This is a genomic window from Serratia sp. CY33525, assembly GCF_052169115.1.
GTDB classification, from domain to species: domain Bacteria; phylum Pseudomonadota; class Gammaproteobacteria; order Enterobacterales; family Enterobacteriaceae; genus Serratia; species Serratia sarumanii.
Genome location: NZ_JBJNLK010000004.1, coordinates 135,441 through 159,024, shown reverse-complemented (window position 1 = coordinate 159,024; position 23,584 = coordinate 135,441). Strand labels below are relative to the sequence as shown.

General features: G+C 59.2%; 23 protein-coding genes and 3 tRNA genes. 8 read left to right on the top strand and 18 right to left on the bottom strand.

Going from position 1 to position 23,584, the window contains the following annotated elements:
• Positions 1-248: 248 nt before the first annotated feature.
• The 6 genes from pykF to ACJ8IM_RS12100 all read right to left on the bottom strand — a co-directional run bounded on the left by pykF (position 249) and on the right by ACJ8IM_RS12100 (position 4,300).
• The gene (gene pykF / locus ACJ8IM_RS12125; protein ID WP_033638367.1) at positions 249-1,661 is read right to left on the bottom strand and encodes a pyruvate kinase PykF; all 1,413 of its coding nucleotides are present in this window, start codon (positions 1,659-1,661) and stop codon (positions 249-251) included.
• Between the two features lie 393 nt (positions 1,662-2,054).
• Positions 2,055-2,360: a cupin domain-containing protein gene (locus ACJ8IM_RS12120; RefSeq protein ID WP_033653931.1), complete on the bottom strand. Its 306-nt coding sequence runs from the start codon at positions 2,358-2,360 to the stop codon at positions 2,055-2,057.
• A 111-nt stretch (positions 2,361-2,471) separates the two neighbouring features.
• Positions 2,472-2,548: transfer RNA gene (locus ACJ8IM_RS12115), tRNA-Val, on the bottom strand.
• Positions 2,549-2,568: 20 nt separating this feature from the next.
• Positions 2,569-2,645 (bottom strand) — tRNA-Val (locus ACJ8IM_RS12110).
• 20 nt (positions 2,646-2,665) lie between these two features.
• Positions 2,666-2,742 (bottom strand) — tRNA-Val (locus ACJ8IM_RS12105).
• 181 nt (positions 2,743-2,923) lie between these two features.
• Positions 2,924-4,300: an MATE family efflux transporter gene (locus tag ACJ8IM_RS12100; RefSeq protein ID WP_033638369.1), complete on the bottom strand. Its 1,377-nt coding sequence runs from the start codon at positions 4,298-4,300 to the stop codon at positions 2,924-2,926.
• 239 nt (positions 4,301-4,539) lie between these two features.
• Here ACJ8IM_RS12100 and ACJ8IM_RS12095 point away from each other — a divergent pair, with 239 nt between their 5' ends.
• Positions 4,540-5,190 carry a riboflavin synthase gene (locus tag ACJ8IM_RS12095; protein WP_033638371.1) on the top strand — a complete coding sequence of 217 codons (651 nt, stop codon included), beginning with the start codon at positions 4,540-4,542 and terminating at the stop codon, positions 5,188-5,190.
• A gap of 54 nt (positions 5,191-5,244) precedes the next feature.
• Entirely contained in the window at positions 5,245-5,538 is a 294-nt protein-coding gene (locus ACJ8IM_RS12090; protein ID WP_016927929.1) for an I78 family peptidase inhibitor, read from the top strand.
• 73 nt (positions 5,539-5,611) lie between these two features.
• Here the strand turns inward: ACJ8IM_RS12090 and cfa are convergent, their stop codons facing one another.
• Complete coding sequence (cfa, locus tag ACJ8IM_RS12085) at positions 5,612-6,763, bottom strand: cyclopropane fatty acyl phospholipid synthase (RefSeq protein WP_033638372.1); 1,152 nt, start codon at positions 6,761-6,763, stop codon at positions 5,612-5,614.
• A 345-nt stretch (positions 6,764-7,108) separates the two neighbouring features.
• Entirely contained in the window at positions 7,109-8,320 is a 1,212-nt protein-coding gene (punC, locus tag ACJ8IM_RS12080) for a purine nucleoside transporter PunC (protein ID WP_033638373.1), read from the bottom strand.
• A 123-nt stretch (positions 8,321-8,443) separates the two neighbouring features.
• On the opposite strand from punC, the gene punR reads away from it, so the two are divergent.
• Complete coding sequence (gene punR / locus ACJ8IM_RS12075; RefSeq protein ID WP_033648176.1) at positions 8,444-9,388, top strand: DNA-binding transcriptional activator PunR; 945 nt, start codon at positions 8,444-8,446, stop codon at positions 9,386-9,388.
• Here punR and purR read toward each other — a convergent pair.
• Positions 9,385-10,410 (bottom strand): HTH-type transcriptional repressor PurR, encoded by a 1,026-nt coding sequence (gene purR, locus ACJ8IM_RS12070; protein ID WP_033638375.1) that lies wholly within the window; start codon positions 10,408-10,410, stop codon positions 9,385-9,387. The genes punR and purR overlap by 4 nt on opposite strands.
• Positions 10,411-10,734: 324 nt before the next feature.
• Between purR and cydH the strand changes: the two genes are divergently transcribed.
• Complete coding sequence (cydH, locus tag ACJ8IM_RS12065) at positions 10,735-10,824, top strand: cytochrome bd-I oxidase subunit CydH (RefSeq protein ID WP_019455989.1); 90 nt, start codon at positions 10,735-10,737, stop codon at positions 10,822-10,824.
• A 61-nt stretch (positions 10,825-10,885) separates the two neighbouring features.
• Here cydH and sodB read toward each other — a convergent pair whose 3' ends face one another.
• Together sodB and ACJ8IM_RS12055 are read right to left on the bottom strand one after the other, a co-directional pair.
• The gene (gene sodB / locus ACJ8IM_RS12060) at positions 10,886-11,464 is read right to left on the bottom strand and encodes a superoxide dismutase [Fe] (RefSeq protein ID WP_004931333.1); all 579 of its coding nucleotides are present in this window, start codon (positions 11,462-11,464) and stop codon (positions 10,886-10,888) included.
• Between the two features lie 199 nt (positions 11,465-11,663).
• Positions 11,664-12,482 carry a C40 family peptidase gene (locus tag ACJ8IM_RS12055; protein WP_033654778.1) on the bottom strand — a complete coding sequence of 273 codons (819 nt, stop codon included), beginning with the start codon at positions 12,480-12,482 and terminating at the stop codon, positions 11,664-11,666.
• Between the two features lie 416 nt (positions 12,483-12,898).
• On the opposite strand from ACJ8IM_RS12055, the gene ACJ8IM_RS12050 reads away from it, so the two are divergent.
• Positions 12,899-13,246: a Grx4 family monothiol glutaredoxin gene (locus tag ACJ8IM_RS12050; protein WP_004931329.1), complete on the top strand. Its 348-nt coding sequence runs from the start codon at positions 12,899-12,901 to the stop codon at positions 13,244-13,246.
• Between the two features lie 68 nt (positions 13,247-13,314).
• Here the strand turns inward: ACJ8IM_RS12050 and rnt are convergent, their stop codons facing one another.
• The 6 genes from rnt to ACJ8IM_RS12020 form a co-directional block, all read right to left on the bottom strand.
• Entirely contained in the window at positions 13,315-13,998 is a 684-nt protein-coding gene (rnt, locus tag ACJ8IM_RS12045) for a ribonuclease T (protein ID WP_033654777.1), read from the bottom strand.
• 78 nt (positions 13,999-14,076) lie between these two features.
• Positions 14,077-14,484: a lactoylglutathione lyase gene (gloA, locus tag ACJ8IM_RS12040; RefSeq protein ID WP_004931325.1), complete on the bottom strand. Its 408-nt coding sequence runs from the start codon at positions 14,482-14,484 to the stop codon at positions 14,077-14,079.
• Positions 14,485-14,821: 337 nt separating this feature from the next.
• A complete protein-coding gene (locus ACJ8IM_RS12035) occupies positions 14,822-15,925 on the bottom strand; it encodes an alkene reductase (protein ID WP_033654776.1) in 1,104 nt (367 codons plus the stop codon).
• Positions 15,926-16,014: 89 nt separating this feature from the next.
• Positions 16,015-16,635 carry a TetR/AcrR family transcriptional regulator gene (locus tag ACJ8IM_RS12030; protein ID WP_033654775.1) on the bottom strand — a complete coding sequence of 207 codons (621 nt, stop codon included), beginning with the start codon at positions 16,633-16,635 and terminating at the stop codon, positions 16,015-16,017.
• Between the two features lie 103 nt (positions 16,636-16,738).
• On the bottom strand, positions 16,739-18,376 hold the full coding sequence (gene eptA, locus ACJ8IM_RS12025) for a phosphoethanolamine transferase EptA (RefSeq protein WP_033654774.1): 1,638 nt from the start codon (positions 18,374-18,376) through the stop codon (positions 16,739-16,741).
• A gap of 138 nt (positions 18,377-18,514) precedes the next feature.
• Positions 18,515-19,156, bottom strand: a complete 642-nt coding sequence (locus ACJ8IM_RS12020) for an NAD(P)-dependent oxidoreductase (RefSeq protein WP_033648179.1) — start codon at positions 19,154-19,156, stop codon at positions 18,515-18,517.
• A gap of 139 nt (positions 19,157-19,295) precedes the next feature.
• On the opposite strand from ACJ8IM_RS12020, the gene ACJ8IM_RS12015 reads away from it, so the two are divergent.
• From ACJ8IM_RS12015 to ACJ8IM_RS12005, 3 genes are all read left to right on the top strand, one after another.
• Complete coding sequence (locus ACJ8IM_RS12015; RefSeq protein WP_188239961.1) at positions 19,296-20,225, top strand: LysR substrate-binding domain-containing protein; 930 nt, start codon at positions 19,296-19,298, stop codon at positions 20,223-20,225.
• A gap of 23 nt (positions 20,226-20,248) precedes the next feature.
• Complete coding sequence (locus tag ACJ8IM_RS12010; RefSeq protein ID WP_015377731.1) at positions 20,249-20,488, top strand: DUF1289 domain-containing protein; 240 nt, start codon at positions 20,249-20,251, stop codon at positions 20,486-20,488.
• Between the two features lie 99 nt (positions 20,489-20,587).
• Positions 20,588-21,484 carry an aldo/keto reductase gene (locus tag ACJ8IM_RS12005; RefSeq protein ID WP_033638383.1) on the top strand — a complete coding sequence of 299 codons (897 nt, stop codon included), beginning with the start codon at positions 20,588-20,590 and terminating at the stop codon, positions 21,482-21,484.
• Positions 21,485-21,544: 60 nt separating this feature from the next.
• Here the strand turns inward: ACJ8IM_RS12005 and ACJ8IM_RS12000 are convergent, their stop codons facing one another.
• The gene (locus ACJ8IM_RS12000; protein WP_033654772.1) at positions 21,545-23,389 is read right to left on the bottom strand and encodes a polyurethane esterase; all 1,845 of its coding nucleotides are present in this window, start codon (positions 23,387-23,389) and stop codon (positions 21,545-21,547) included.
• Positions 23,390-23,584: the final 195 nt, after the last annotated feature.

The window sequence follows — 23,584 nt, the reverse complement described above, 5'->3', positions numbered from 1 at the left end:
TTTCGAAAGAGAATAATTTTTTAGTGTTGAGGTGCTTTATTTTGATCGTTCGCTCAAACTTGCATCTGGTTTTACAAATTAGTTAAAAAAACGAGGGAAAACAGCCGGCTTCCATGGGACTACTCCGATTCTTTATTAGCTAAATAATGAGCGGATCGCGGTTGCGTTTTGAGAAAAATAGTTTACTGCCGATAAAAAAAACGCCGCAAAGCGGCGTTTTGATCAAGGCAATTATGTCACGTTTTATATTACAGCACGTGTACCGAGGCAGTGTTGGTGGTGCCGCTCGGCACCAGCGCGCCGGAAACCATCACCACGACGTCGCCTTTCTGTGCCAGGCCGCTGGCCAGGGCGGCTTCTTTACCGATGCGGTAGAAGTCGTCGGTAGAGGCGATTTCCTTGACCATCTGCGGGATGACGCCCTTGCTCAGTACCAGCTGGTGCGCGGTGGTTTCATTGGTGGTCAGCGCCAGGATCACCGCGTTCGGGAAGTATTTACGCACGGATTTCGCCGACTTGCCGCCGCTGGTGGCGACCACGATCAGCGGCGCGTCCAGTTTCTCGGCGGTTTCAACCGCACCGCGGCACACCGCTTCGGTGATGCGCAGCTTGCGGCGATCGTTCAGGGCGTCGATGCGGCTTGGCATCACGCGATCGGTACGCTCGCAGATGGTCGCCATGATGTTGACCGCTTCCAGCGGGTATTTGCCCTTGGCGCTCTCGCCGGACAGCATGACGGCATCGGTGCCGTCCAGGATGGCGTTGGCAACGTCGCCGGCTTCCGCGCGGGTAGGGCGCGGGTTCTTGATCATGGAATCGAGCATCTGGGTGGCGGTGATCACCACTTTACGCGCGCGGTTGCATTTCTCGATCATCATCTTCTGGGCGAAGATCACTTCTTCGACCGGGATCTCCACGCCCAAGTCGCCACGGGCAACCATGATGCCGTCGGACGCTTCGAGGATTTCGTCGAAGTTGTTCAGGCCTTCCTGGTTTTCGATCTTGGAGATGATCTGGATTTGCTCGCCGCCGTGGGCTTTCAGGTGTTCGCGGATCTCCAGCACGTCTGAGCGTTTGCGGATGAAGGACGCCGCCACGAAGTCGACGCCTTGCTCGCAGCCGAAGATCAGGTCGCGTTTGTCTTTTTCGGCCAGCGCAGGCAGCTGGATGGATACGCCCGGCAGGTTGACGCCCTTGTTCTCGCCCAGGTCGCCGTTGTTCAGCACTTTACAAACGACTTCGTTCTCGGTCACGTTGGTGACTTCCATGCCGATCAGGCCGTCGTCAACCAGCACGGTATTGCCGATCTTCAGGTCGGCAGCGAAGCCGGCGTAGGTGACCGCCACGCGTTCGCTGTTGCCGATCACGCTCTGGTCGGTGGTGAAAGTGAAGGTTTGGCCGGCGACCAGCGAGGCGTCTTTGCCGCCTTCCAGTTTCATGGTGCGAATTTCCGGGCCTTTGGTATCCAGCAGGATGCCGGCGTTGATGCCGGTTTTCGCCATCACGGCGCGCATGTTCTTGATGCGGTTGCCGTGCTCTTCATAGTCGCCGTGAGAGAAGTTGAGACGCATCACGTTCATGCCCGCATTGAGCAGGTTGGTCAGCATTTCTTCCGATTCGGTTTTTGGACCGATGGTACAAACAATTTTGGTCTTTTTCATGGCGGAGTTTTCTACAAGTTGTGATGGATAAAAAAACGAATTTGACCGGCGCGGTTTACGCCGGTAGGGAATTTGGGCCGTGCCTGGTGGTGAAAAACATAGTTAAGGATAGGTGACGACAGTTGAAGTGGGGCGGAAAAATTCAGCCCGCGCGGGGGCGCGGGGATGCTGCGCAACGGGGTAAGATCACATCGTGTTGTTATTGCGTTTTCGCAGATCAAGGGCTGAAACCATTCAACTGATAGACGTTGCGCATTATAAAGGCTAAGCGGCGGGAAACAAAATAAAAAACCGCGGCGGTGCGGCGGATATAGCAAAACGGGGCCAAATGTGGCGCAAATGCAACGCGTTGTGGGCCGCTTGTTGCGCAAATAACCTTTCTGTAAATATGGCTTACCGCGTTAGGGGGATTTCCAGCAGCACGCCGGCGCTCAGGCAGAAGCAGCCGCTGGGGACGTTGGCCGGCAATATCAGGCTCTCGCCGGCCCGCACCACTCGCGTATCGCCGCCGAGAGTGAACTCGAATTCACCGGATATCACTCGGGTTTGCAGCGCGTGCGGGGGCTTTTGCAACTGGCCGAAGGCGCCGGCTTCGAAACGCACTTCCGCCGCCGGCGAACCATCGCTCATCACGCCTTCACGGCGGGCAAGGCCATTGTCGAGCGGTAAAAAGGCGGTTTTGGCGGTAAAAGTGGTCATGTGGCGTTCCTGATGACGGTAGCACGGCGCGATCGACATAACGAGCAGGCGGTCGGGCAGAGACGAAATAACGGGAAGTATAACGCGACAGGGGGAGGTGAATCAGCAATATGGTGCGTCCGAGTGGACTCGAACCACCGACCCCCACCATGTCAAGGTGGTGCTCTAACCAACTGAGCTACGGACGCACTGCGCTGCTTCTGAAATTTGGTGCGTCCGAGTGGACTCGAACCACCGACCCCCACCATGTCAAGGTGGTGCTCTAACCAACTGAGCTACGGACGCACTGTACTGCTTCAGGAATTTGGTGCGTCCGAGTGGACTCGAACCACCGACCCCCACCATGTCAAGGTGGTGCTCTAACCAACTGAGCTACGGACGCATCTTTTCCTGTCTGTCATGGCTGACAGCGGGGACGAATATTAACGAGCTACCCGCGTGCTGGCAAGGGGAAAAGCGCAATTTTATTTGGTATTTCACGCGATTGCTGAGGTTGTGCGCAGTCCGGCGTTTTTTTCCGCAAACCGCAGCCCGGCCGGGGATGAAACCGGCCGGGAGCGGATTCAGCGCGTGGATCGCTGCAGGATGACGGTGGTCGGCTGTTTCTGCAGCCAGCGCATGCGCAGCGCCATCATGATGGCGGCGAAGGTCAGGCCGATGATAAAGCCGATCCAGAAACCGCTTGGCCCCATCGCCGGCACCACCGCGTCGGTTAACGCCAGCAGATAGCCGCTCGGCAGGCCCAACACCCAATAAGCAATGAAGGTGATGAAGAAGATCGCGCGGGTATCTTTATAACCACGCAGCACGCCGCTGCCGATCACCTGGACAGAATCCGAGATCTGGTACAGCGCCGCCAGCAGCATCAGCTGCGAGGCCATCGCCACCACCGCCGGGCTGTCGTTGTACAGTAGGGCGATCGGTTCGCGGAAGGCGGCGGTAAACAGCGCGGTGCAGACGGCCATGGTGATGCCGACGCCGATGGCGGAGTAGGCGGCGACGCGCGCGCCTTCGACCGAGCCTTCCCCCAGACGGTAACCGACGCGGATGGTGGCGCCGACGCCCAGCGACAGCGGCAGTACGAACATCAGCGCGCTGAAGTTAAGCGCGATCTGGTGGCCGGCGACCGCGACGATCCCCAGTGGCGACACCAGTAGCGCCACCACGGCGAACAGCGTGACTTCGAAGAACAGCGCCAGCGCCACCGGCATGCCGATGCCGATCAGGCGTTTCAGCGCCGCCCAGTCCGGGCCGCCGAGATCGCCGGTTTGGCGTTTGATGTCGCGCTGCGACGGCGCGCGCTTCACGTAGCCGCGCATCATCAGGAACATGATCCAGTAGACGCTGCCGGTGGCGACGCCGCAGCCGACGCCGCCCAGCTCCGGCATGCCGAATTTGCCGTAGATGAAGATGTAGTTGATCGGGATATTCACCAGCAGGCCGAGGAAGCCGATCACCATGCCGGGCTTGGTTTTGGACAGCCCCTCGCACTGGTTGCGCATCACCTGGAAGAACAGGTAACCCGGCGCCCCCCACATGATGGCGTGCAGATAACCGACGGCTTTATCCGCCAGCTGCGGATCGATGTTGTGCATCATGTCGATGACGAACTTGCAGTTATACAGCACGACGATCAGCAGCACGGACACGCCGGAAGCCAGCCAAAAACCCTGGCGCACCTGGTGAGCGATGCGATCGCGACGCCCGGCGCCGTTGAGCTGGGCGATAACCGGGGTCAGCGCCAGCAGCAGGCCGTGGCCGAACAGGATGGCCGGCAGCCAGATTGAAGTGCCGACCGCAACCGCCGCCATGTCGGTGGCGCTGTAAGCGCCGGCCATGATGGTATCCACCACGCCCATGGCGGTTTGCGATATTTGCGCGATGATGACCGGGATAGCGAGAGCCAATAAACTACGCGCTTCAATTAAGTACTTCTGCACGCATACACCTTTTCTATTTATATATGTGGGAGGGAGGGCTGCCGCGAGAGGACAACAATTAAAATAGCGGAATTTTGTCAAAAAGATTGTACCTGCTCGGCGTCGTTAAGCAAACGCCGCAGATAAATAGTTATTAAATGCGCAGCCATTCGTTTTTTGCCGTCGCGGATTTGGTTTTCAGCGCCAACTGGGGCAAACTGCCGATAGCGTTTTAACCTATTTAGCAAGAAGAGGCACATATGTTCACCGGTATCGTACAAGGCACCGCGCCGCTGGTCGCCATTGATGAGAAACCCAATTTCCGCACCCACGTGATCGAAATGCCTGCCGAGCTGCTGCCGGGGCTGGAGCTGGGCGCGTCGGTGGCCCATAACGGCTGCTGCCTGACCGTCACCGCGGTGGAAGGCAACCGCGTCAGCTTCGATTTGATTAAGGAAACGCTGCGCCTGACCAACCTCGGCGATCTGGCGCTGGGCGACATCGTCAATATCGAGCGCGCGGCGAAGTTCAATGACGAAATTGGCGGCCATTTGATGTCCGGCCATATTATCTGCACGGCGGAAGTGGCCAAGATTTATACCTCGGAAAATAACCGGCAGGTATGGCTGCGCATGCCGAATGCCGAATTGATGAAATATGTGCTGCACAAAGGCTTCATCGGCATCGACGGCATTAGCCTGACCATCGGCGAAGTGGTGAATAACCGTTTCTGCGTGCACCTGATCCCGGAAACGCTGGATCGCACCACGCTGGGTAAGAAACGCCTGGGTGACAAGGTGAACATCGAGATCGATCCGCAAACGCAGGCGGTGGTGGACACCGTCGAGCGCGTGCTGGCCAATCGGGAAGCGGCGCTGGCGGCGGCGATGGCGCCGGCGCACAAAGACTGACAGCGATTCGGGCGTTGCCGCCGGAATCGAATCATAAGCAGAGAGGAGAAACGCGTGAAGTTTTATGGGAAAACGTTGTTGTTAACCGCGTTGCTGGCGCTGAGCGCCTGCAGCAGTTCGCCTGAGCAGGGCGCGGGCGCGCAAATGGCCGATGCGGATGATACCTGCGGCGCTTCGCAGTATCAAAACTTCGTCGGCAAACCGATGACCTCGCTGGAAGGCGTGCGGATTGACGCCAAGGTGCGCGCCATTCCGTACAACTCTGCCGTCACCATGGATTTCAACCTGCGCCGCCTGAACTTCCTTGGCGACAGCGACGATAAAATCATCCGCGTCTACTGCGGCTAAGCCGTACGCGTAGAACGAGCAAAAAAAGGCCCCGGCGATATTGCTGCCGGGGCCTTTTTTGTCGGGCAAACGCTTAGCGGGCGACGCGGATGCCGCCTTCAACGCCTTTCGGGCTGAACACCACCTGCCACAGCTGCAGATCGCGCGCCCGGAACGCGCCGGCGCAGGCGTTCAGGTAATAGCTGAACATCCGCTCGAAGCGTTCGGAATAGCGCGGGGCAAGCTGCGGCCACGCCTGTTTGAAGCGCTCGAACCAGGCCATCAGCGTGCGGTCGTAGTCGGCGCCGATGTTGTGCCAGTCTTCCATCACGAAATGGCCCTCGCTGGCTTCGGCGATATGGCTCACTGAAGGCAGGCAGCCGTTCGGGAAAATGTACTTGTTGATCCACGGATCGACGTTCATGTCGGTTTTGTTGGAGCCGATGGTGTGCAGCAGGAACAGACCGTGCGGCGCCAGATTGCGTTCTACCACATTGAAATAGGTGCGGTAGTTTTTCGGCCCGACGTGCTCGAACATGCCGACGGACACGATGCGATCGAACTGCTGATGCAGATCGCGGTAATCCTGCAGCAGGATCTGCACATCCAGCCCGGCGCAGCGCGCCTGAGCCAGCTTCTGCTGTTCTGCGGAGATGGTCACGCCGACCACCGATACGCCGTAATTTTTCGCCGCATAGGCGGAGAGGCCGCCCCAGCCGCAGCCGATGTCCAGTAAGCGCATGCCCGGTTGCAGCTGCAGTTTCTCGCAGATCATCCGCAGCTTGGCTTCCTGTGCCTCCTCCAGCGTGGTGGCGTCTTTCCAGTAGCCGCAGGAATATTGCATGTAAGGATCGAGCATCAGGGTAAACAGATCGTTGCCGAGATCGTAATGTTCTTTGCCGACGATCCAGGCGCGCTTTTTCGATTGCAGATTGGTCAGGCGCGCGGCGGCGATACGCAGGGTATCTTTCAGGTGGTGGGGGAGTTTCTTCTCCAGCCCGGCGCTGACCACGCGCTGGAAGAACATATCCAGCCGCTCGCATTCCCACCAGCCGTCCATATAGCTTTCGCCCAGGCCCAGCGAACCTTGCTGCAAGACGCGTTTAAAGAAATCGGGGTTTTTAACCTGAATATCGAAGGGGCGCGAACCGTTGATTTCAATGCCGGCCAGGCCGAGCATTTCGTGCGCGATACGGTACCACTGATTGTCCTGGATGCTCAGATCTTCTATACACGATGAACTCATAGCTTCTCCATCACCTTCTTCTGACTGATGACCCGTTAGGAAACAGCTTAGACAATTTCTGCGGGTGCATACGTTTACCGGCGGAAAATAGGCCCGCGGCGTCTGATATCCGACTATGAACAGAGGAAATTTAAAGAAGCGACCCGGCGCGAACGGCGCGGGATAAACGCATCCTTAAAAAAAAGAGTGTGACGCAAAGCGCGTACACAAGCGCTAATTGAGATATAGAGATTATAAGGTGTTACTTTACAAGGTTGTTTTTGAGTATAGGCGTGCCGAGGCGTTGACTCAACTGTAAATCGCACTCGGCACGCATATTCTTTAAGTGATTATTAAACTTGGCAATTATGACGCTGAGTTAGCATGTTCCCGCTGCGGCTTTTGCTGCGCATCGGCCGCTTTTCCCCGCTGCAGGAAATACCCCAGCGCGGCCAGGATTACCGTAGACACCATCACCGTCACCGTCGCCAACAGCGGCTGGGCAATAAACGCCGACACCAGCATGCTCGCCACAAAGCACAGCCCCAGCTGCAGCGTATTTTGCAGCGCGGCGGCCTTGCCGCTGCTTTCCGGGAACGGCATCAGCGCATTCGCCACCATGATCGGGTAGCCGGCGCCGTTGACCAGCGCCATCACGCAGAACGGAATCAGCAGCGTAGTGAGCGTCGGATCGGTCAGGGTGGCCACCAGATACAGCGCCACCATGCTGACACCATAAGCTACCAGCAGCCACGGCAGCAGGGTTTTGCCGTTGATGCGCTTGAGCGCGGCGCGGCAGCCGTAGCCACCCAGCAGGAAGGCCAGCGTTTGCGGCACGTAGCTCAGGCCGATATCGCTCGGGCTGTAGCCCATGTCACCGAGGATGAACGGCGAGCCGGTCAGCCAGGCGAAGAAGCCGGCCGAGCAGGCGGCGTACATGGCGACGTTGCCGCTGAACACCGGGGATCTCAACAGTTGCCAAAAGCTGACGCCGTTTTTTGGCGCATCGGCGCTGGGTTGCGTTTTGGCGCGCTCTTTGAGCAGCAGCGTCGGCAGCAGCAGCAGCGCGGTGATGGCCAACAGCGCGGCGAAGATCGCGCGCCAGCTGGCGTGGTTCAGCAACCAGGCGCCGAGCAGCGGTGCCAGCGCCGGCGACAGCGCTACCAGCGGCATAATGGTGGCGAACACGCGGTTGGCCTGGCCTTCGCGGTAACGGTCAACCACCAGCGCTTGCCAGATGGCGGCGGCGGCGCAGACGCCGACGGCCTGAATAAAGCGCAGGATCCAGAGCTGCACGGCGTTTTCCACCCACAGCATGCCCAGGCAACCGAGGGCGAACAGCGTCAGCCCGATCAATAATACCGGTTTGCGGCCCAGACGGTCGGAGAGCGGCCCCCACAGCAGCTGCGCGAAGGCGAAGCCGGCCAGGAAGATGCTCAGGCTGGCGCTCACCGCGCCGGCGGAAATTTGCAGTTCCTCCCGCATGGCGCCGAAGGCGGGCAGGTACATATCGGTCGCCAGATAACCCAGCATGCTCAGGCCGGCGAGGTAGAACATAAAGCCAAAGGAATTTCGCATGGTATTTCTCGTTAATATTTTAATGTCGCAGGTTTTTAGCGCCGGCCAGTGTATCCGGCTGGATCTCTGCTTGTGAAACGGTAATATTTGCAAAGTGCTGTTAAAAAAATTGAAGGCAAGGCGATGTGGTCTGAATATTCTCTTGAAGTGGTCGATGCGGTGGCGCGCACCGGCAGTTTCAGCGCGGCGGCGCAGGAGCTGCACCGGGTGCCGTCGGCGGTCAGCTATACCGTACGGCAGCTGGAGCAATGGCTGGCGGTGCCGCTGTTTGAGCGGCGTCATCGCGATGTGGAGTTGACGCCCGCCGGTGCGCTGTTTATCAAAGATGCGCGAGTTGTTATCAAAAAAATGCTCGACACCCGCCGCCACTGTCAGCAGGTGGCCAACGGGTGGCGCGGCCAGCTGAATATTGCGGTCGACATCATCGTCAAACCGCAGCGCAGCCGCCAACTGGTGCTGGATTTCTACCGTCATTTCCCCGACGTCGAATTGATGCTGCAACCCGAGGTGTTCAACGGCGTGTGGGATGCCTTGGTGGACGGCAGGGCGGACATGGCGATCGGCGCCACGCGCGCGGTGCCGGTCGGCGGCGGCTTCGCCTTCCGCGACATGGGTTATATGAACTGGCTGTGTGTAGCCAGCCCGCAACATCCTCTCGCGCAGTTGACGGGGCCGCTGAATGACGATCAGCTGCGGCCGTACCCTTCGCTTTGCCTGGAGGACACCTCGCGCAATCTGCCCAAGCGCGTCACCTGGACGCTGGATAACCAGCGGCGGCTGGTGGTGCCGGACTGGACTTCGGCGCTCGACTGTTTGTGCGCCGGGCTGTGCGTCGGCATGATGCCGGCGCATCGGGCGCTGCCGCGGGTGCAGCGCGGTGAGCTGACGGCGTTGCAGCTGCAGCAGCCGTTTCCCGCCAGCCCTTGCTGCCTGACCTGGCAGCAGGATAAACCGTCACCGGCGATGAGCTGGCTGCTGGCGTATCTGGGCGATGGGGAGACGCTGAATCAGGAGTGGCTGAGCGAGGTGGAACCGGAAGCCGCGCAGGCTTCCGGCGCGGGGGATTAGCGGCGGTAGTCGATGAATGGGCCGTCGGCGACCGAGCGGCGTTCGATCAGCTTCGGATGCACTTCGATCACCTGCGACTCTTCGCGTTTGCTGATAATGCGATCCAGCAGCATGGTGAAGGCCATTTCGCCCAGACGCTCTTTCGGCTGGTGAATGGTGGTCAGCGCCGGGGTGAAGTAGCGGGCGTTGCGCACGTTGTCGTAGCCGATCACGGAAATATCCTGCGGCACCCGCAGCCCCAGCTCGTCGGCCGCGCAGATGGCGCCCATCGCCATGATGTCGCCGCCGCAGAATACCGCGGTCGGCCGCTGTTTTTGCGACAGGATTTGGTGCATCGCCTTGTAGCCGGACTCCGGCTCGAAGTCACCCTGGACGATCCACTCTTCGCGAATGTCGATATGCGCTTCCTGCAGCGCCTTCATAAAGCCCTGGTGACGGCCGCCGCCGGTGTTGCGCGACAGCTGGCCCGGAATGGCGCCGATATCGCGGTGGCCGCGCTCGATCAGGTAACGGCCGGCCAGATAGCCGCCTTCGAACGCGTTATCGATGATGGTGTCGGTGAAGTCGCCGCGCGCGGCGCCCCAGTCCATCACCACCATCGGGATGTTGCGGTAATCTTCCAGCATGCCCAGCAGCTGATCCGGGTACTCGGAGCACATGACCAGCAGGCCGTCGACGCGCTTTTGCGCCAGCATCGCCAGGTAGGCGCGCTGCTTGTCCAGATTGTTGTGCGAGTTGCACAGGATCAGGGTGTAGCCTTTGCTGTAGCAGCTGTTTTCCACCGCCTCGATCACTTCGGCAAAGTAGGGCGCTTCGCTCGAGGTGGCCAGCAGGCCGATCGACTTGGTGTGATTGACTTTCAGGCTGCGCGCCACGGCGCTCGGCGAGTAGTGCAGCTCTTTGATGGCGGCCCACACGGCCGCTTTGGTCTCTTCGGCGACGAAACGAGTCTTATTGATGACGTGCGAAACGGTGGTGGTGGAAACGCCCGCGCGTTTGGCCACATCTTTAATCGTTGCCATGTAAGGAATGACTCCTGAACTCACATGTTTACAGCATGTAAGTGTGATGTTAATCGTTTGCCTACGTAGATCCTTCTCCAGAGAAGCGAAAACTGAGTTTTTAGTGTGTTGAAGTCTTCAGCGCTTAATCAGGAGGGGCATGGATGCCGGTACGCAGTTGTGAACTGCGAATTTTGTCGCATATTGAACAAAAGTGGAAGAGGTAATCGAGATTATAAACCGGGAAATGATAACAAGATTTTATCGGCGAACTGTGGGAAAATGATTTGACGTACTAATTGTACGCCTTTTATCCTTAGGAAAGCCCATTTTAAAGGAGTTGTCATGGATACCGAATTGAAGATGTCGCTGTTCACCACCGTCTGCGCCTTGGCGGTCATTATCGCTTTCAGCTTCGTTGCCGCGTTGAACTGATTTACCCCCGGTTATAAAAAAGGCGCAGCCTGGCTGCGCCTCATCACCTCAGAACCTGCGTTTACGCCAGGTTTTCCGCTGCGAAGGTCCAGTTGACCAACGCCCAGAAGTTTTCCAGGTATTTTGGACGCGCATTGCGGTAATCGATGTAATACGCGTGTTCCCACACGTCAACGGTCAGCAGCGGTTTGTCTTCACCGGTCAGCGGGGTGGCCGCGTTGGAGGTGTTGACGATCGCCAGCGCGCCGTCCGGTTTTTTCACCAGCCAGGTCCAACCGGCGCCGAAGTTTTTCACTGCGGCATCGGTAAACTGCTCTTTGAACGCAGCGAAAGAACCGAAGGATTTGACGATCGCCGCCGCCAGTTCGCCCTGCGGTTCACCGCCGCCCTGTGGCGACAGGCAGTGCCAGTAGAAGGTGTGGTTCCACACCTGCGCGGCGTTGTTGAAGACGCCGCCGTTTGAGGTCTTGATGATCTCTTCGAGCGATTTGCCCTCGAACTCGCTGCCTTTCACCAGGTTGTTCAGGTTAACCACGTAGGTGTTGTGGTGTTTGCCGTAGTGGTATTCCAGGGTCTCGGCGGAGATGTGCGGCTCGAGCGCGTTTTTCTCATACGGTAATGCAGGTAATTCAAACGACATTGCTTCCTCCTTTACAGCGCCACTCTTTTTCCGCCGGAGCGGGAGCCGAATGGGCCGTTTTTTATTGTGGTCTTTCAATCTTAACAATTTTCATCATAAAAAACAGGAAGAAAAGCGAGAAATGCGCGTGAGGCGGTGTGATGGGTGATAGCTTGAGCAGGCGGTTGCGACCGGGGCCGCAACCGCGCAGAGCAGGGAATTAACGAATGGTTTTCGGCGTTACTACGCGGCGCGCGCCGATGTAGTGGTTTTGCCAATAGTCGTTGTCGAGCTGGCTGATGCGGATCTCTTCGCCGGTGCGCGGCGACTGGATGAATTTGCCGTTGCCGAGATAAACGCCGACATGATCCGCCACGCCGCGGTTGTTGATGCGGAAGAACACCAGATCGCCACTTTCCAGTTCGCTTTTCTTGATCGGCGCCGCGTCGCGCAGGTGATACATTTCGTTGGCGGTGCGCGGCATCTTGATTTTCACCACGTCTTTATAGGCGTAATAGATAAGGCCGCTGCAGTCGAAGCCGGTGCGCGGCGAGCTGCCGCCCCAGCGGTAAGGTTTGCCCATCTGGCCCATCAGCTTGGCCATCGCGGTCTGCTTGGCATGCTGATAGCGTTTTTTGTGCGCCGGGCTGAGTTTCAACGGTTTTTCATCACGCGCCAGCTTGGCGGTGGCCATACCGGTTTCGCGGTGGCGGCCGTAGCCTTTTTTGTAGCCCTTTTTCGGCGGGGTGACTTTAATCTTGGCGGTTTTCTGCGCTTTGGCCTTGGGTTTGGCGCTGGCGATCTTTTTCGCGCTTTTCTCGCTTTTCGCCTTGGCGGTCTTGGTTTTTTTCGCGGGGGCCGTCACTTTGGCTTTTTTAGCGGTTTTGTCCGCTTTCTTTTTTCTGCGGTCATCGGGCCGCGCTTCATTAGCATGGCTTTTACGCTGCTCGGCGGCAACACGCGCCTGTGGCGCAGCGTGCGCCAAATTGAAGAAGAGCTGCGTAAACAGCAGCGCAAAGAGCGTAAGAATTAAACGCATGTCGACGTCACCAACCTTGGCCCCGAAACGGATATCGAAAGAGTTACAGTATTCCCGAATTTCGCCATATAAAACAGCGAAGAACTCATAAATAATAATCCATATTGTGAGAAAACGTTAATGACATTTTTTTTGGTTCAAAATCAGCCCGTTGGTGTATGAAAAAGCGCCGGCAGGGGGCTATGGATATAATTAATCCGCGCCGTCACCGCCGCGCAATATATTAGTGAAATGGTCGGATTAAAAATGTTATTCTCAACGTATGTTTTGACCGGAATGACGTGGCCGGTGAAACGCGATCGGCGGCGGGTGAATATCCTTGCAAAAGATGGCGTTTTCTTGCGACTGTTCCAGCCGCTACAATAGCCCGCGTGATGCATGTTGTAGCCATGAAATGTGGCTTGAGGAAGCAATAAATGACGACGACACTTGAAAAAATTCAGCACCAGATCGCTGAAAACCCGATTCTGCTGTACATGAAAGGTTCGCCAAAGCTGCCGAGCTGCGGCTTCTCCGCACAGGCTGTGCAAGCGCTGTCCGCCTGCGGCGAGCGTTTCGCTTACGTGGACATTCTGCAGAACCCGGACATCCGCGCCGAGCTGCCAAAATACGCCAACTGGCCGACGTTCCCGCAGCTGTGGGTAGACGGTGAGCTGGTCGGCGGTTGCGATATCATTATCGAAATGTATCAGCGCGGCGAACTGCAGCAGCTGATCAAAGAAACGGCAGAAAAGTATAAAGCGCAGGAAGACCAGCAGTCTTAATCGACGGGCTTGCGGTTATCGCGTAACGGGCGGCGCCAGTGCAAACTGGGCCGCCTTTTTCGTTGGGCTTATTCGGCGAGATCGCCGGCGGGCAGCGGCCAACCGCCGAGACGTTTCCAGCGGTTAACCAGCTCGCAAAACAGCAGGGCGGTTTGCTCGGTGTCGTACAGCGCAGAGTGCGCCTGGCTGCTGTCGAACGGCATTCCGGCCGCGATACAGGCCTTCGCCAACACCGTTTGGCCCAGCACCAGGCCGCTCAGCGCGGCGGTGTCGAAGGTAGCGAACGGATGGAACGGGTTGCGCTTCAGGCCGGCGCGTTCGGCCGCGGCCATCAGGAAGCTGTGATCGAAGTTGGCGTTGTGCGCCACGATAATGGCCCGGTTGCAACCGCGATCCTTGAGCCCTTTGCGCACCGCTTTGAAAATGGCGTGCAGCGCGTCATATTCGCTGACCGCGCCGCGCAGCGGGTTGTGCGGATCGATGCCGTTAAACGCCAGCGCTTCCGGCTGCAGGTTGGCGCCCTCGAAAGGCTCCACGTGGAAGTGCAGGGTCTCGTCCCGCTGCAGCCAGCCATTTTCATCCATTTTCAGCGTGACGGCGGCGATCTCCAGCAACGCATCGGTATTGGCGTTAAAGCCGGCGGTTTCAACATCTATTACTACGGGATAAAACCCACGAAAACGACCACTCAGGGCGTTAAGATCACTTTTTTCGGCCATCAGTTTCTTATCTTCATCGAATGCAGCGCGCATTATGGCAAATTTTGCGCCCGGTTGCAGGCGCTATCGCGCGGAGAATCAGCAGGGCGCAGCGCGCCCTGAAGGGGAGGCTTAGTGGCCGAGGCCCTGACCGGCGTGTTTGTTTTCGATCAGCTCGATTTTGTAACCGTCCGGATCCTCGACGAAGGCGATGACCGTGGTGCCGCCTTTCACCGGGCCGGCTTCGCGGGTGACCTTGCCGCCTGCGCGGCGGATGCTGTCGCAGGTGGCGGCAACGTCGTCCACGCCCAGCGCCAGGTGGCCGAAGGCGGTGCCCATGTCGTAGCTGTCGGTGCCCCAGTTATAGGTCAGTTCGATAACTGCGCCTTCGCTCTCTTCCGTATAGCCGACGAAAGCCAGGGAGTACTTGTACTCGGGGTTTTCGCTGGTGCGCAGCAGGCGCATGCCTAATACCTTGGTGTAGAAGTCGATGGCGCGTTGCAGATCACCGACGCGGATCATGGTATGGAGTAAGCGCATAATTCCTCTGAATTGGCTGTGCCGTGGCAGACGGCGGGTGGATTGAAGCACAAGCGAGTATAGCCTTGTCCCGCAAGGGAATTCAACGTGACGAGTGAGTGACGATGTCACGTATTGGTTTTCCGTCAACGGTGTATAAATATTGATCGAGCGTACCGATCGATACAGAGTAATTGATCTGCACAATCAATTATCTATTCCAGCGGCAATCGTGTAAAAATTGAACGGCAATAGAGAACAACACCAGGGAACACCGGCCCGCCTCGTGCGGGCCTTTTTGCGCGCGGCGCACAAAAAAACGGCCATGCGATTGCGTGGCCGTTGGGGTCAGGAAGGGTTACTTCGCCAGAAACGGATAGTCGGTATAGCCTTCGGCGCCGCCGCCGTAGAAGGTTTCCGGCTTAGGTTCGTTCAGCGGAGCGTGCTGACGGAAACGCTCTACCAGATCCGGGTTGGCGATGTAGCTGCGGCCGAAGGCCACCGCGTCGATGAAGCCTTTTTCGATCAACGCTTCGGCTTTCTCGGCGGTGTAGGCGCCGGCGCCGACGATCACCCCGTTAAAGTGGGCGCGCACCGAGTCGCGGAAGGCGTCGGAGTACGGTTTGCCGCCGGCCCAGTCCGGTTCGGAGATGTGCAGGTAAGCGATGTTGCGCTTATTCAGCTCTTCCACCAGATACAGCGCCGCTTCTTCCTGATCTTCACCGTTGTCCAGCCCGTTGAACGGCCCCAGCGGCGAGATGCGGATGCCGATGTGCTCGGAACCCCATTCGGCGATGGTGGCGTCGACCACTTCCAGCGTCAGGCGAGTGCGATTCTCGATGCTGCCGCCGTATTGATCGGTACGTTGGTTGGAGGCCGGTGACATGAATTGATGCAGCAAATAGCCGTGCGCCGCATGCAGTTCGATGAAGTCGAAGCCGGCTTCCCGCGCGTTGGCGGTCGCCTGGCGGAAATCGTTGACGATGCCCGGGATCTCGCTGGTTTCGAGCGCACGCGGCGTGGAGGTCGGTACGCGCACCCAGGCGCCGGTTTCATCACGCACGGTGGTGCGAGTTTCGGCGTTGATTGCGGAAGGGGCGACCGGTGCTTGCCCGCCCGGCTGCAGGCTGGCGTGGGAGATGCGGCCTACGTGCCACAGCTGTACGGCGATATGGCCGTTTTTATCATGCACTGCCTGCGTGATGTTTTTCCATGCGGCGATCTGCTCCGGCGTATGCAACCCCGGCGCACCGGCGTAGCCTTTTGCCTGGAAGGAAACCTGGGTCGCTTCGGTCACGATCAGGCCGGCGCTGGCGCGCTGTGCATAATATTCCGCCATCAGCGGCGTAGGAATGTCGCCCGGCTCGATGCTGCGCAAACGCGTCAGCGGAGCCATAAACACGCGGTTGGGCAGGGTGATGGCGCCAACCTTCAGCGGAGAGAGCAATTTTTCAGTCTTCATAGTGCATCCTGTATTTAATAGACCGGTCGTCTAGTAATGAGCGATAAAAAACCACGAACTGCATTTTCAATAAAAAGAAATTGTTACCGTTACGCTTGCGGCGGGCGCAGCAGCAACTCGATGCTTTCCAGCGCGCTGGTTAACGGCGCCAGCGAGTGACGGATCTTGGCGCGCAGCGAGGCACCGAGCCACAGTGAATACAGCGTTTCTGCGGTCGCCGCGGGGCTCATGGCCACCGACAGCGAGCCCTCGGCGATACCGCGCTCGATGGCCTCCTGCAGGTGGCCGATCACGCGAGCGGTGCCCGTTTCCAGCGCATGACGCATCGGTTCCGACAGATCGCTCACCTCGGCGGAAAGCTTCACCGCCAGGCAGGCGTTGTGGCATTCGCTGCGGCAGTGGTAGCTGATGGCCTGAGCGTAATAGCCGAGCAGCTGGTGGCGGGCATCGCCGCGTCTGTCGGCAAACAGCGCCTGCATTTCTGCATCATAATGGGCGAAATAGCGTTGCAGCATCGCTTCGCCGAAGGCTTCCTTCGAGCGAAAATAGTGGTAGAACGAGCCTTTCGGCACGCCCGCAGTGGCCAGCAGTTCGCTCAGCCCCATGCCGGTAAAGCCCAGGCGCAGGCTGAGGGTTTCGCCGGTGGCGAGCAGATGTTCACGTGTGTCCACGTTGCAATGCGTTGATTTGGTCATCATGGTGCCGAGCATAATAGACCGATTGGTCTAGGTCAATGGGAATAAAAAAACCGGCGCACAAAACGCCGGTTGTCTGCAAACTATTGTGCCCCAGCGGCACGCGGAAGTTAAGCCCTTACGCCGCGTTGCGGCAAGGCTGCAGGATATCCAGCCGGGATTGATACTCGCGGCTCTGTACGTTCAGCATGCCCAATAGGGTGTGGAACAGGTTGTCCTGCGACACGTCGTCCTTTTCCGCCAGCGCGTTCAGGCACTGGCGATCGACGCCGAAGTTGCGCTGATAGTCGGCCGACATCCACATCAGAAAAGGCACGTGCGTCTGCTGGCTCGGCGCGAAGACATAGGGCGTGCCGTGCAGATACATGCCGTTTTCCCCCAGCGATTCGCCGTGATCGGACAAATAGACCAGCGCGGTATTGAACCGGTCGTCATACTGCCGCAGCAGCTTGATGGTGGCATCGAGCATCGCGTCGGTATACAGGATGGAGTTGTCATAGGTGTTCACCAGCTGTTCATGGCTGCAATCCTGGATCTGATTGCTGTTGCAGGTCGGCGAAAATGTCTGGAATTCTGGCGTGCTGCGGCGGTAGTAAGCCGGGCCGTGGCTGCCCATCTGGTGCAGCACGATCACGCCGTCGTCTTTCAGGCCATTGATATAGTCGTTCAGCTTGTACAGCAGCGCGTTGTCCATGCAAACCTCGCCGTCGCAGTCCTGCGGCAGTTTCAGCTTGGTCATGTCGATGTGCGGCACCCGGTCGCAGGCGCCTTTGCAGCCGCCGTCGTTATCGCGCCACAGCACGCTGACGCCGGCATGCGCCAGCACGTCGAGCATGCCTTCCTGATGCGTTGCCTGAGTCGCGTCGTACTCCTTGCGCGGCATGTTGGAGAACATGCAGGGCACGGAGATCGCCGTTTCGGTGCCGCAGGAACTGGCGTTCTTGAAGTAGATCACATCGTCCTGCTTCAGGCGCGGGTTGGTTTCGCGTTGATAGCCGCCGAGGGAGAAGTTTTCGGCGCGGGCGGTTTCGCCCACCACCAGGATCACCAGCGTTTTCTTGGCCTGCCCGGCGATCAGCGGCCCTTTGCGCGCGTCCTCGCCGATCTTGACCAGCGGCAGATTGCGGGTGAAGTAACGCTGTTCGGTAAACTTGATGGTGCCGGCGACGAAGTTGGAAGGGGTCAACATCTTCACCACGCTTTTATTGTTGCGGATCAGCGAAGCATAGTCTTTGTAGAACAGCGCGGCGACGATCAGGATCACCGCCAGCGACAGCATGACGTTGGCGGCGCGCAGTCCAACCATGTACCACCAGGGGCGAGTCTGGCGAATCTGGGTGAAGCAGACCGCTACCGCCGGCAGAATGCCGAGCAGCGCCAGCCACAATCCCATGCGCGGCGTCAGCAGCGCCGTCGCCTCCTGAGGGTTGGTTTCGAAGGCGTTTTGCATCATGTTGCCGTCGATCACCACACCATAGCTGAACATGAAATAGTTGGCTGCGGCGCTGCCGAGCAAGAAAAAGATGATCAGCGGCTTGCGCAGGTAGGGCACGGTCAACACGCTGAAGATGATATTCAGCGCACAGAAGATCACCACCGGCATGCTGGCAGCGAAAATCACGCTGTGGACGCTATCGAAGGTGATATACGACCAGGCGCGATGCAGGAATAACGCGTTTTGAAACAGAGTGAAGAACAGGGCGGTGGCGAGGGTAAAACCGAGGCTGTTGCACCGTAAGCGTTGACGTAACCACATTGCCGAATCGGGATCCTGAAAGTAGATAATGCTTTGAAATCTACCGGATGAAACTTAAGGAAACCTTAGAAACTCAGAATATTGGCGGCGGAGCCTGCGCGGAAAACGCCAGGCCGGGCGGCCTGGCGGTGGGGCGGTTTAGTAGGCGGCGGTGAATTGCGCGCGAATAAACTGAGGCTTTTCAATTTCATCAACGATAGCGACCGCCAGGTCTTCTACCGAAATGCTGGCCGGCGCTTCGCCGTTCATCAGCAGTTGCGTGGTGCCGAGGCGGAACTGGCCGGTGCGTTTGCCCGGCTCCAGCAGGGCGGCCGGCGAGAGATAGGTCCAGTCGAGCGCCGATTCATTGCGCAGTTTGTTGCGCAGATCGCGCACTGCCTGCGCGCCGGGGCGGATATTTTCCGGGAACTGCGGCGTATCTACCAGTTCAACGCCGGGCGCCACTTCCAGGCTGCCGGCGCCGCCGACCACCAGCAGGCGCTTGACGCCGGCCTGTTCGACCGCGGTGAGGATCTGTTGGGCGCCGCGGAGGGTTTTTTCATACAGGTTGTCTTCGCCCCAGCCGGGGTTGTAGGCGCTGATCGCCGCATCCTGACCGCGCAATTGCCCCGCCAGCCAGGCGGTATCGGCAACGTCGCCCAGCGCGACGGTCAGGTTGGCGTGCTCCGGCAAATCTTTTTTCTGGCGGGCGATTGCCGTCACCTGAATACCGCGAGCCAGCGCTTCATCCACCACGCGGCGGCCAACAAAACCGGTTGCTCCAATAATGGCTACTTTCATCTGCATGCTCCTTCGGGGATAGGTTCAGTATCGTGACGCAGGCCGATGTGCCTGCTGCGTGGTGTTTACTCTAGTCCTTAACAATAGCCGTGATTAGTGCCATATTCATGCTTTCTTGATTAAGTAAAACTTCATAATCGTGGATAAACTCAATCGAATGGCGGTATTCGCCACCGTGGTGGCGGAGGGATCGCTGGCCGGCGCGGCGCGGCGGCTGGGCATGACGCCGTCGGCGGTCAGCCAGCACATGCGCTCGCTGGAGAAGGCGCTTGGGGTGCCGTTGCTGCATCGCTCCACCCGCCGTCTGGCGCTGACCGAGGCCGGGGCGGCGTTTTACCCCGGCTGCGAGGCGATGCTGCAACAGGCGCAGCAGGCGGAGCAGCGGCTGGCGGAATTGCGGGATACGCTGGTGGGCGAGCTGCGCATCGCCACTCCGGTCGGCATCGGCGGCCGATCGCTTGCGGAGGCGCTGGCGCCGCTGTTGCAGGCGCACCCCAAGCTGACGCTGCGGGTGCTGGCGGACGATCGCATCGTCGATATGATAGAGCAGCGGGTCGACATCGCGCTGCGGGCCAACCGTCAACTGGCGGACGCCAATATGATCGCGCATCCGCTGACGGCGTGGCCGATGGTGCTGTGCGCCGCGCCGCGTTATCTCAGCCAGCATGGGGTGCCGGAAAAGCCGCAGGATTTGGTGCAGCACCGCTGGATCTCCAGCGGCTACAACGGGGCCCATCTGGACTTGCTGCACCAGTCCGGCCAGCAGGTTAAGCTGCGGCTGGCGGAAGGGCAGATCGTCAGCGAGAGCATGAACGTGATGCGCGCCTTTACCCGCGCCGGGCTGGGCATTTCCGTTCAGCCGCTGTATGAAATTGGCGACGAGCTTCAGCGCGGCGAGCTGTTGCTGCTGTTGCCTGAGTGGCGGCCGGCGCCGCTGCGGCTGCACGCGCTGACGCTCGAGCGCAACGTGCCGGAGAAAAGCCGCCAGGCGCTGCGCTATTTGCGCGACTATTTTCGCCGCAATGGCGAAAAGGGACTTGCCAGCGGCGGCGATGGCGTCTTCAATTAGCAAGAGAACGCAGGAGGAGCCCCGTGGCGCAGCAGCTTGAGTTTTTCGACATTCCCAGCCCGTGTCGCGGCATTTGCCAGGCCGACGATCGCGGATTCTGCCGTGGCTGCCTGCGCAGCCGCGAGGAGCGTTTTGGCTGGATGAACATGAGCGACGCGCAAAAGCGCGAGGTGCTGCGCCTGTGCCGTCAGCGCTTCCTGCGCCTGCAGCGCGCCAATAAAGCGCCCGACGAGCCGCTGCCGGAGCAGCCGTCGCTGTTTTAACCTTTCCTGATCTGCCGCACGTTCGTGTGGCTTACCGCTTCCCTGTGCCTCACCGGCTTGTGTATGCTGACTGACAACTAATGTCATGAGGTTTTCGCAATGGTAGAACGTATTCGTCTCGCGCCGCAGGGGCCTGAATTTTCCCGCATGATTTGCGGTTACTGGCGGTTGATGGAGTGGGGCATGTCGCCGCAGCAGCTGCTGACGTTCATCGAACAGCATGTCGAACTGGGCGTCACCACCGCCGATCACGCCGATATCTATGGCGGCTATGCCTGCGAACAGGCGTTCGGCGACGCGCTGCGCCTGAAGCCGGCGCTGCGCCAGTCGCTGGAGCTGGTGAGCAAATGCGGCATCGCCACCACCGCCAAGCCCGGCAACCCGATCGGCCACTACATCACCGACCGCGACCATATCGTACAGAGCGCGGAACAATCGCTGCGCCATCTGCATACCGACTACCTCGATCTGCTGCTGATCCACCGGCCGGATCCGTTGATGGACGCCGACGACGTGGCCGAAGCCTTTGTTGCGCTGCACAAAAGCGGCAAGGTGCGCCATTTCGGCGTCTCCAACTTTACGCCCGCGCAGTTCCAGCTGCTGCAGTCGCGCCTGCCGTTCTCGCTGGCGACCAATCAGGTGGAGATCTCGCCGATTCACCAACCGGCTATTCTCGACGGCACGCTCGACCAGTGCCAGCAACTGCGCATCAAGCCGATGGCCTGGTCCTGCCTGGGCGGCGGGCGCCTGTTCAACGACGCCGAGTTCCAGCCGCTGCGCGACGAGCTGCAGCGGGTGGCGCAAGAAATCGGCGCCGAGACCATCGAGCAGGTGGTGTACGCCTGGGTGATGCGCCTGCCGTCGTCGCCGCTGCCGATTATCGGTTCCGGCAAGATTGAGCGGGTGCGTTCGGCGCTGAAGGCGCAGAAACTGGTGCTGAACCGCCAGCAGTGGTTCCGCATTCGCAAGGCGGCGCTGGGGTATGACGTGCCTTAAGGCGGAGTAAAAAAGAGCAAAGCCGGGCGGCGAAAGCACCCGGCTTTTTTACGTCGATCTTTAGGCCAACACCACCTGATCGGTGTTGAAGTGATCGAGCGAGACGCCGATCAGCGTGACCTGGCTGTGGCCGAAGGCCAGCACCAGATCGTCGTTTTGCTGCGTGGCGTAGTCGCGGATATTCCCGCTGGCGCCTTCGGTGCCGACAAACACCAGCTTATCGGTGGCGTTGAAGCCATACAGCTGATCGCGGCCAAAGTCACCGCTGAACAGGAAGGTATTGCCGTTGCCGACGCCCTTCAGGATGTCATCGCCGCTGCCGCCGACGAAGGTCAGGTTGCCGCCGGCATGGCCGTTAAGGGTGTCGTTGCCGGCGTTGCCGAACAGCCAGGCGTCGTGGCTGCGAGCCTGCAGGACGTCATCGCCGTCGCCGCCGGCGGTGGCGGCGGCATAGGCTTTGAGGCCAGAGTCCGATTTCAATCCGGCGGCGGTCACCTGATGGTCCACCTGTTTGTTGAAGATAAGCCACGAGGTTTCTTTGCTGCGCAGGGTGCTGATGTCGTCCGCCAGCGTAATGCCGCCTTTGGCGTCGCGCAGGTAAAGCGTGTTGCCGTCGTAGGCGACCTCGGTGTTTTTCAACGCCTGTTGGGTATCGAAGATATTGTGGCCTTTGCCGCCGGCGATCAGGTTATAGCCGCCTGCATCGCGGAAGACATCGTCGCCGTCGCGCCCCTCGAGATAGTCGTTGCCTTTGCCGCCCTTGATCAGATCATTGCCGTCGCTGCCGATGATAAACGTCGGCCCGCTGTGCGTTTCCGCGTTGCGGTTCAGGTCTTCCACCCAGGTATTGCCGCGCGTCACGTTCGACAGGTTGGAGACGATGATGGTCGAGTCTTTGTCGGTCAGCGAATAAAACTCGGAGTTCAGCACCCGCATCAGACCGTCCTGATAGAAGAACGGCAGGTGCGACAGCCAGGTCGGAATGTTGAGAATGGAAAACGGCAGCAGGTTCCAGGCGTCCGACGCGTAGTGGTCGTTGAAGTTGACGATATTGTTGGTGGCGGAGGCATGGGGCGCATCGTGTACGCCTAACGACGCCCCGGTCAGCGTGGTGCCGTCGAGCGCGCGGAACACCGGATCGTTCTCGTAGCCGATGTTGATCACCTTGCCGCCGGCCTCGTACTGGGTCGGCGAGGCGAAGGCGACATAGTTGGACTGCGCGTAAAAGCCGCCCCAGTTGGCGTCGCTCTGCGCCGCCATGCTGTTGACCGCCAGCCCGCCGAGGCTGTGGCCGCTGACCACCACGTCTTCTCCGCTCAGCCCGTGCGCCTGCGCGAACTTCGCCACGTCGCCCAGCAACTGGCCGAAGGCCTTCAGCGTGTAGCCGTCGGCGTAGCCTTTCGGCCCGAAGCCGGCCAGCAGATCGTTAATCACATCGCCGATGGTATCGCCGATCAACGACTCGCGCGGGCCGCTGGTGCCGCGAAATGAGATGCCAATGGCGGTGAGATTGCCTTCGCTGTCATATTTGCCCAGCACCTCGGCCTGAGCGGTGGTGTAACCGGCGGTCTCGCCGTAGTAGGTGCCGCGCGCATCGGTTTTGCCGGCGTAACCCAACTGTGCGGCGCTGATCACCGACCAGCCGGCGTTATTCACCGCCTGCTGCGCTGCCTGTTCGGAATCGGGATTCCAGGGAATGCCGGGCAGGCCGCCCTGCGATTGGGTGCTGCCGATGAGCGCAGTGACCAGCGTCAGCGGCAGACCCAGCCCGAAACCGGTCTGGTGATAGCCTTCATCGAAGCCGTTATCGATATTGTGGTAAGCGTAGGTAGAGATGGCCAAGGCGTCGGAAAATAGCGCTTTCGACGCCTTTTCGTCCAGATCCTTATAGCTAAAGATGCCCATATCAGTTCCTTATGAAGTATGCCGCGGGCCTGTAAGTGGACTCACATGCGTCGGCGGTGGAAACAGGGAAACAACGTTAGCCGAACGACAGCTGGTCAGAGGACCAACATCGGTAGAATTATTATTAGTGTTAAATATTAGGCCCGCGAATCAAATTAGCGAGATTGTGCGTTGGTTAACAGTGCCGGCGCAGGC

What these genes read in the sequence shown, in the direction of transcription:
- gloA (WP_004931325.1), bottom strand. Translation starts at nt 14,484, where the DNA reads ATGCGCTTACTCCATACCATGATCCGCGTCGGTGATCTGCAACGCGCC.
- ACJ8IM_RS12000 (WP_033654772.1), bottom strand. Translation starts at nt 23,389, where the DNA reads ATGGGCATCTTTAGCTATAAGGATCTGGACGAAAAGGCGTCGAAAGCG.
- rnt (WP_033654777.1), bottom strand. Translation starts at nt 13,998, where the DNA reads ATGCGCGCTGCATTCGATGAAGATAAGAAACTGATGGCCGAAAAAAGT.
- punC (WP_033638373.1), bottom strand. Translation starts at nt 8,320, where the DNA reads ATGCGAAATTCCTTTGGCTTTATGTTCTACCTCGCCGGCCTGAGCATG.
- purR (WP_033638375.1), bottom strand. Translation starts at nt 10,410, where the DNA reads ATGGCAACGATTAAAGATGTGGCCAAACGCGCGGGCGTTTCCACCACC.
- cydH (WP_019455989.1), top strand. Translation starts at nt 10,735, where the DNA reads ATGGATACCGAATTGAAGATGTCGCTGTTCACCACCGTCTGCGCCTTG.
- ACJ8IM_RS12055 (WP_033654778.1), bottom strand. Translation starts at nt 12,482, where the DNA reads ATGCGTTTAATTCTTACGCTCTTTGCGCTGCTGTTTACGCAGCTCTTC.
- ACJ8IM_RS12095 (WP_033638371.1), top strand. Translation starts at nt 4,540, where the DNA reads ATGTTCACCGGTATCGTACAAGGCACCGCGCCGCTGGTCGCCATTGAT.
- ACJ8IM_RS12050 (WP_004931329.1), top strand. Translation starts at nt 12,899, where the DNA reads ATGACGACGACACTTGAAAAAATTCAGCACCAGATCGCTGAAAACCCG.
- cfa (WP_033638372.1), bottom strand. Translation starts at nt 6,763, where the DNA reads ATGAGTTCATCGTGTATAGAAGATCTGAGCATCCAGGACAATCAGTGG.
- ACJ8IM_RS12005 (WP_033638383.1), top strand. Translation starts at nt 20,588, where the DNA reads ATGGTAGAACGTATTCGTCTCGCGCCGCAGGGGCCTGAATTTTCCCGC.
- eptA (WP_033654774.1), bottom strand. Translation starts at nt 18,376, where the DNA reads ATGTGGTTACGTCAACGCTTACGGTGCAACAGCCTCGGTTTTACCCTC.
- punR (WP_033648176.1), top strand. Translation starts at nt 8,444, where the DNA reads ATGTGGTCTGAATATTCTCTTGAAGTGGTCGATGCGGTGGCGCGCACC.
- ACJ8IM_RS12020 (WP_033648179.1), bottom strand. Translation starts at nt 19,156, where the DNA reads ATGAAAGTAGCCATTATTGGAGCAACCGGTTTTGTTGGCCGCCGCGTG.
- ACJ8IM_RS12030 (WP_033654775.1), bottom strand. Translation starts at nt 16,635, where the DNA reads ATGCTCGGCACCATGATGACCAAATCAACGCATTGCAACGTGGACACA.
- ACJ8IM_RS12120 (WP_033653931.1), bottom strand. Translation starts at nt 2,360, where the DNA reads ATGACCACTTTTACCGCCAAAACCGCCTTTTTACCGCTCGACAATGGC.
- sodB (WP_004931333.1), bottom strand. Translation starts at nt 11,464, where the DNA reads ATGTCGTTTGAATTACCTGCATTACCGTATGAGAAAAACGCGCTCGAG.
- pykF (WP_033638367.1), bottom strand. Translation starts at nt 1,661, where the DNA reads ATGAAAAAGACCAAAATTGTTTGTACCATCGGTCCAAAAACCGAATCG.
- ACJ8IM_RS12035 (WP_033654776.1), bottom strand. Translation starts at nt 15,925, where the DNA reads ATGAAGACTGAAAAATTGCTCTCTCCGCTGAAGGTTGGCGCCATCACC.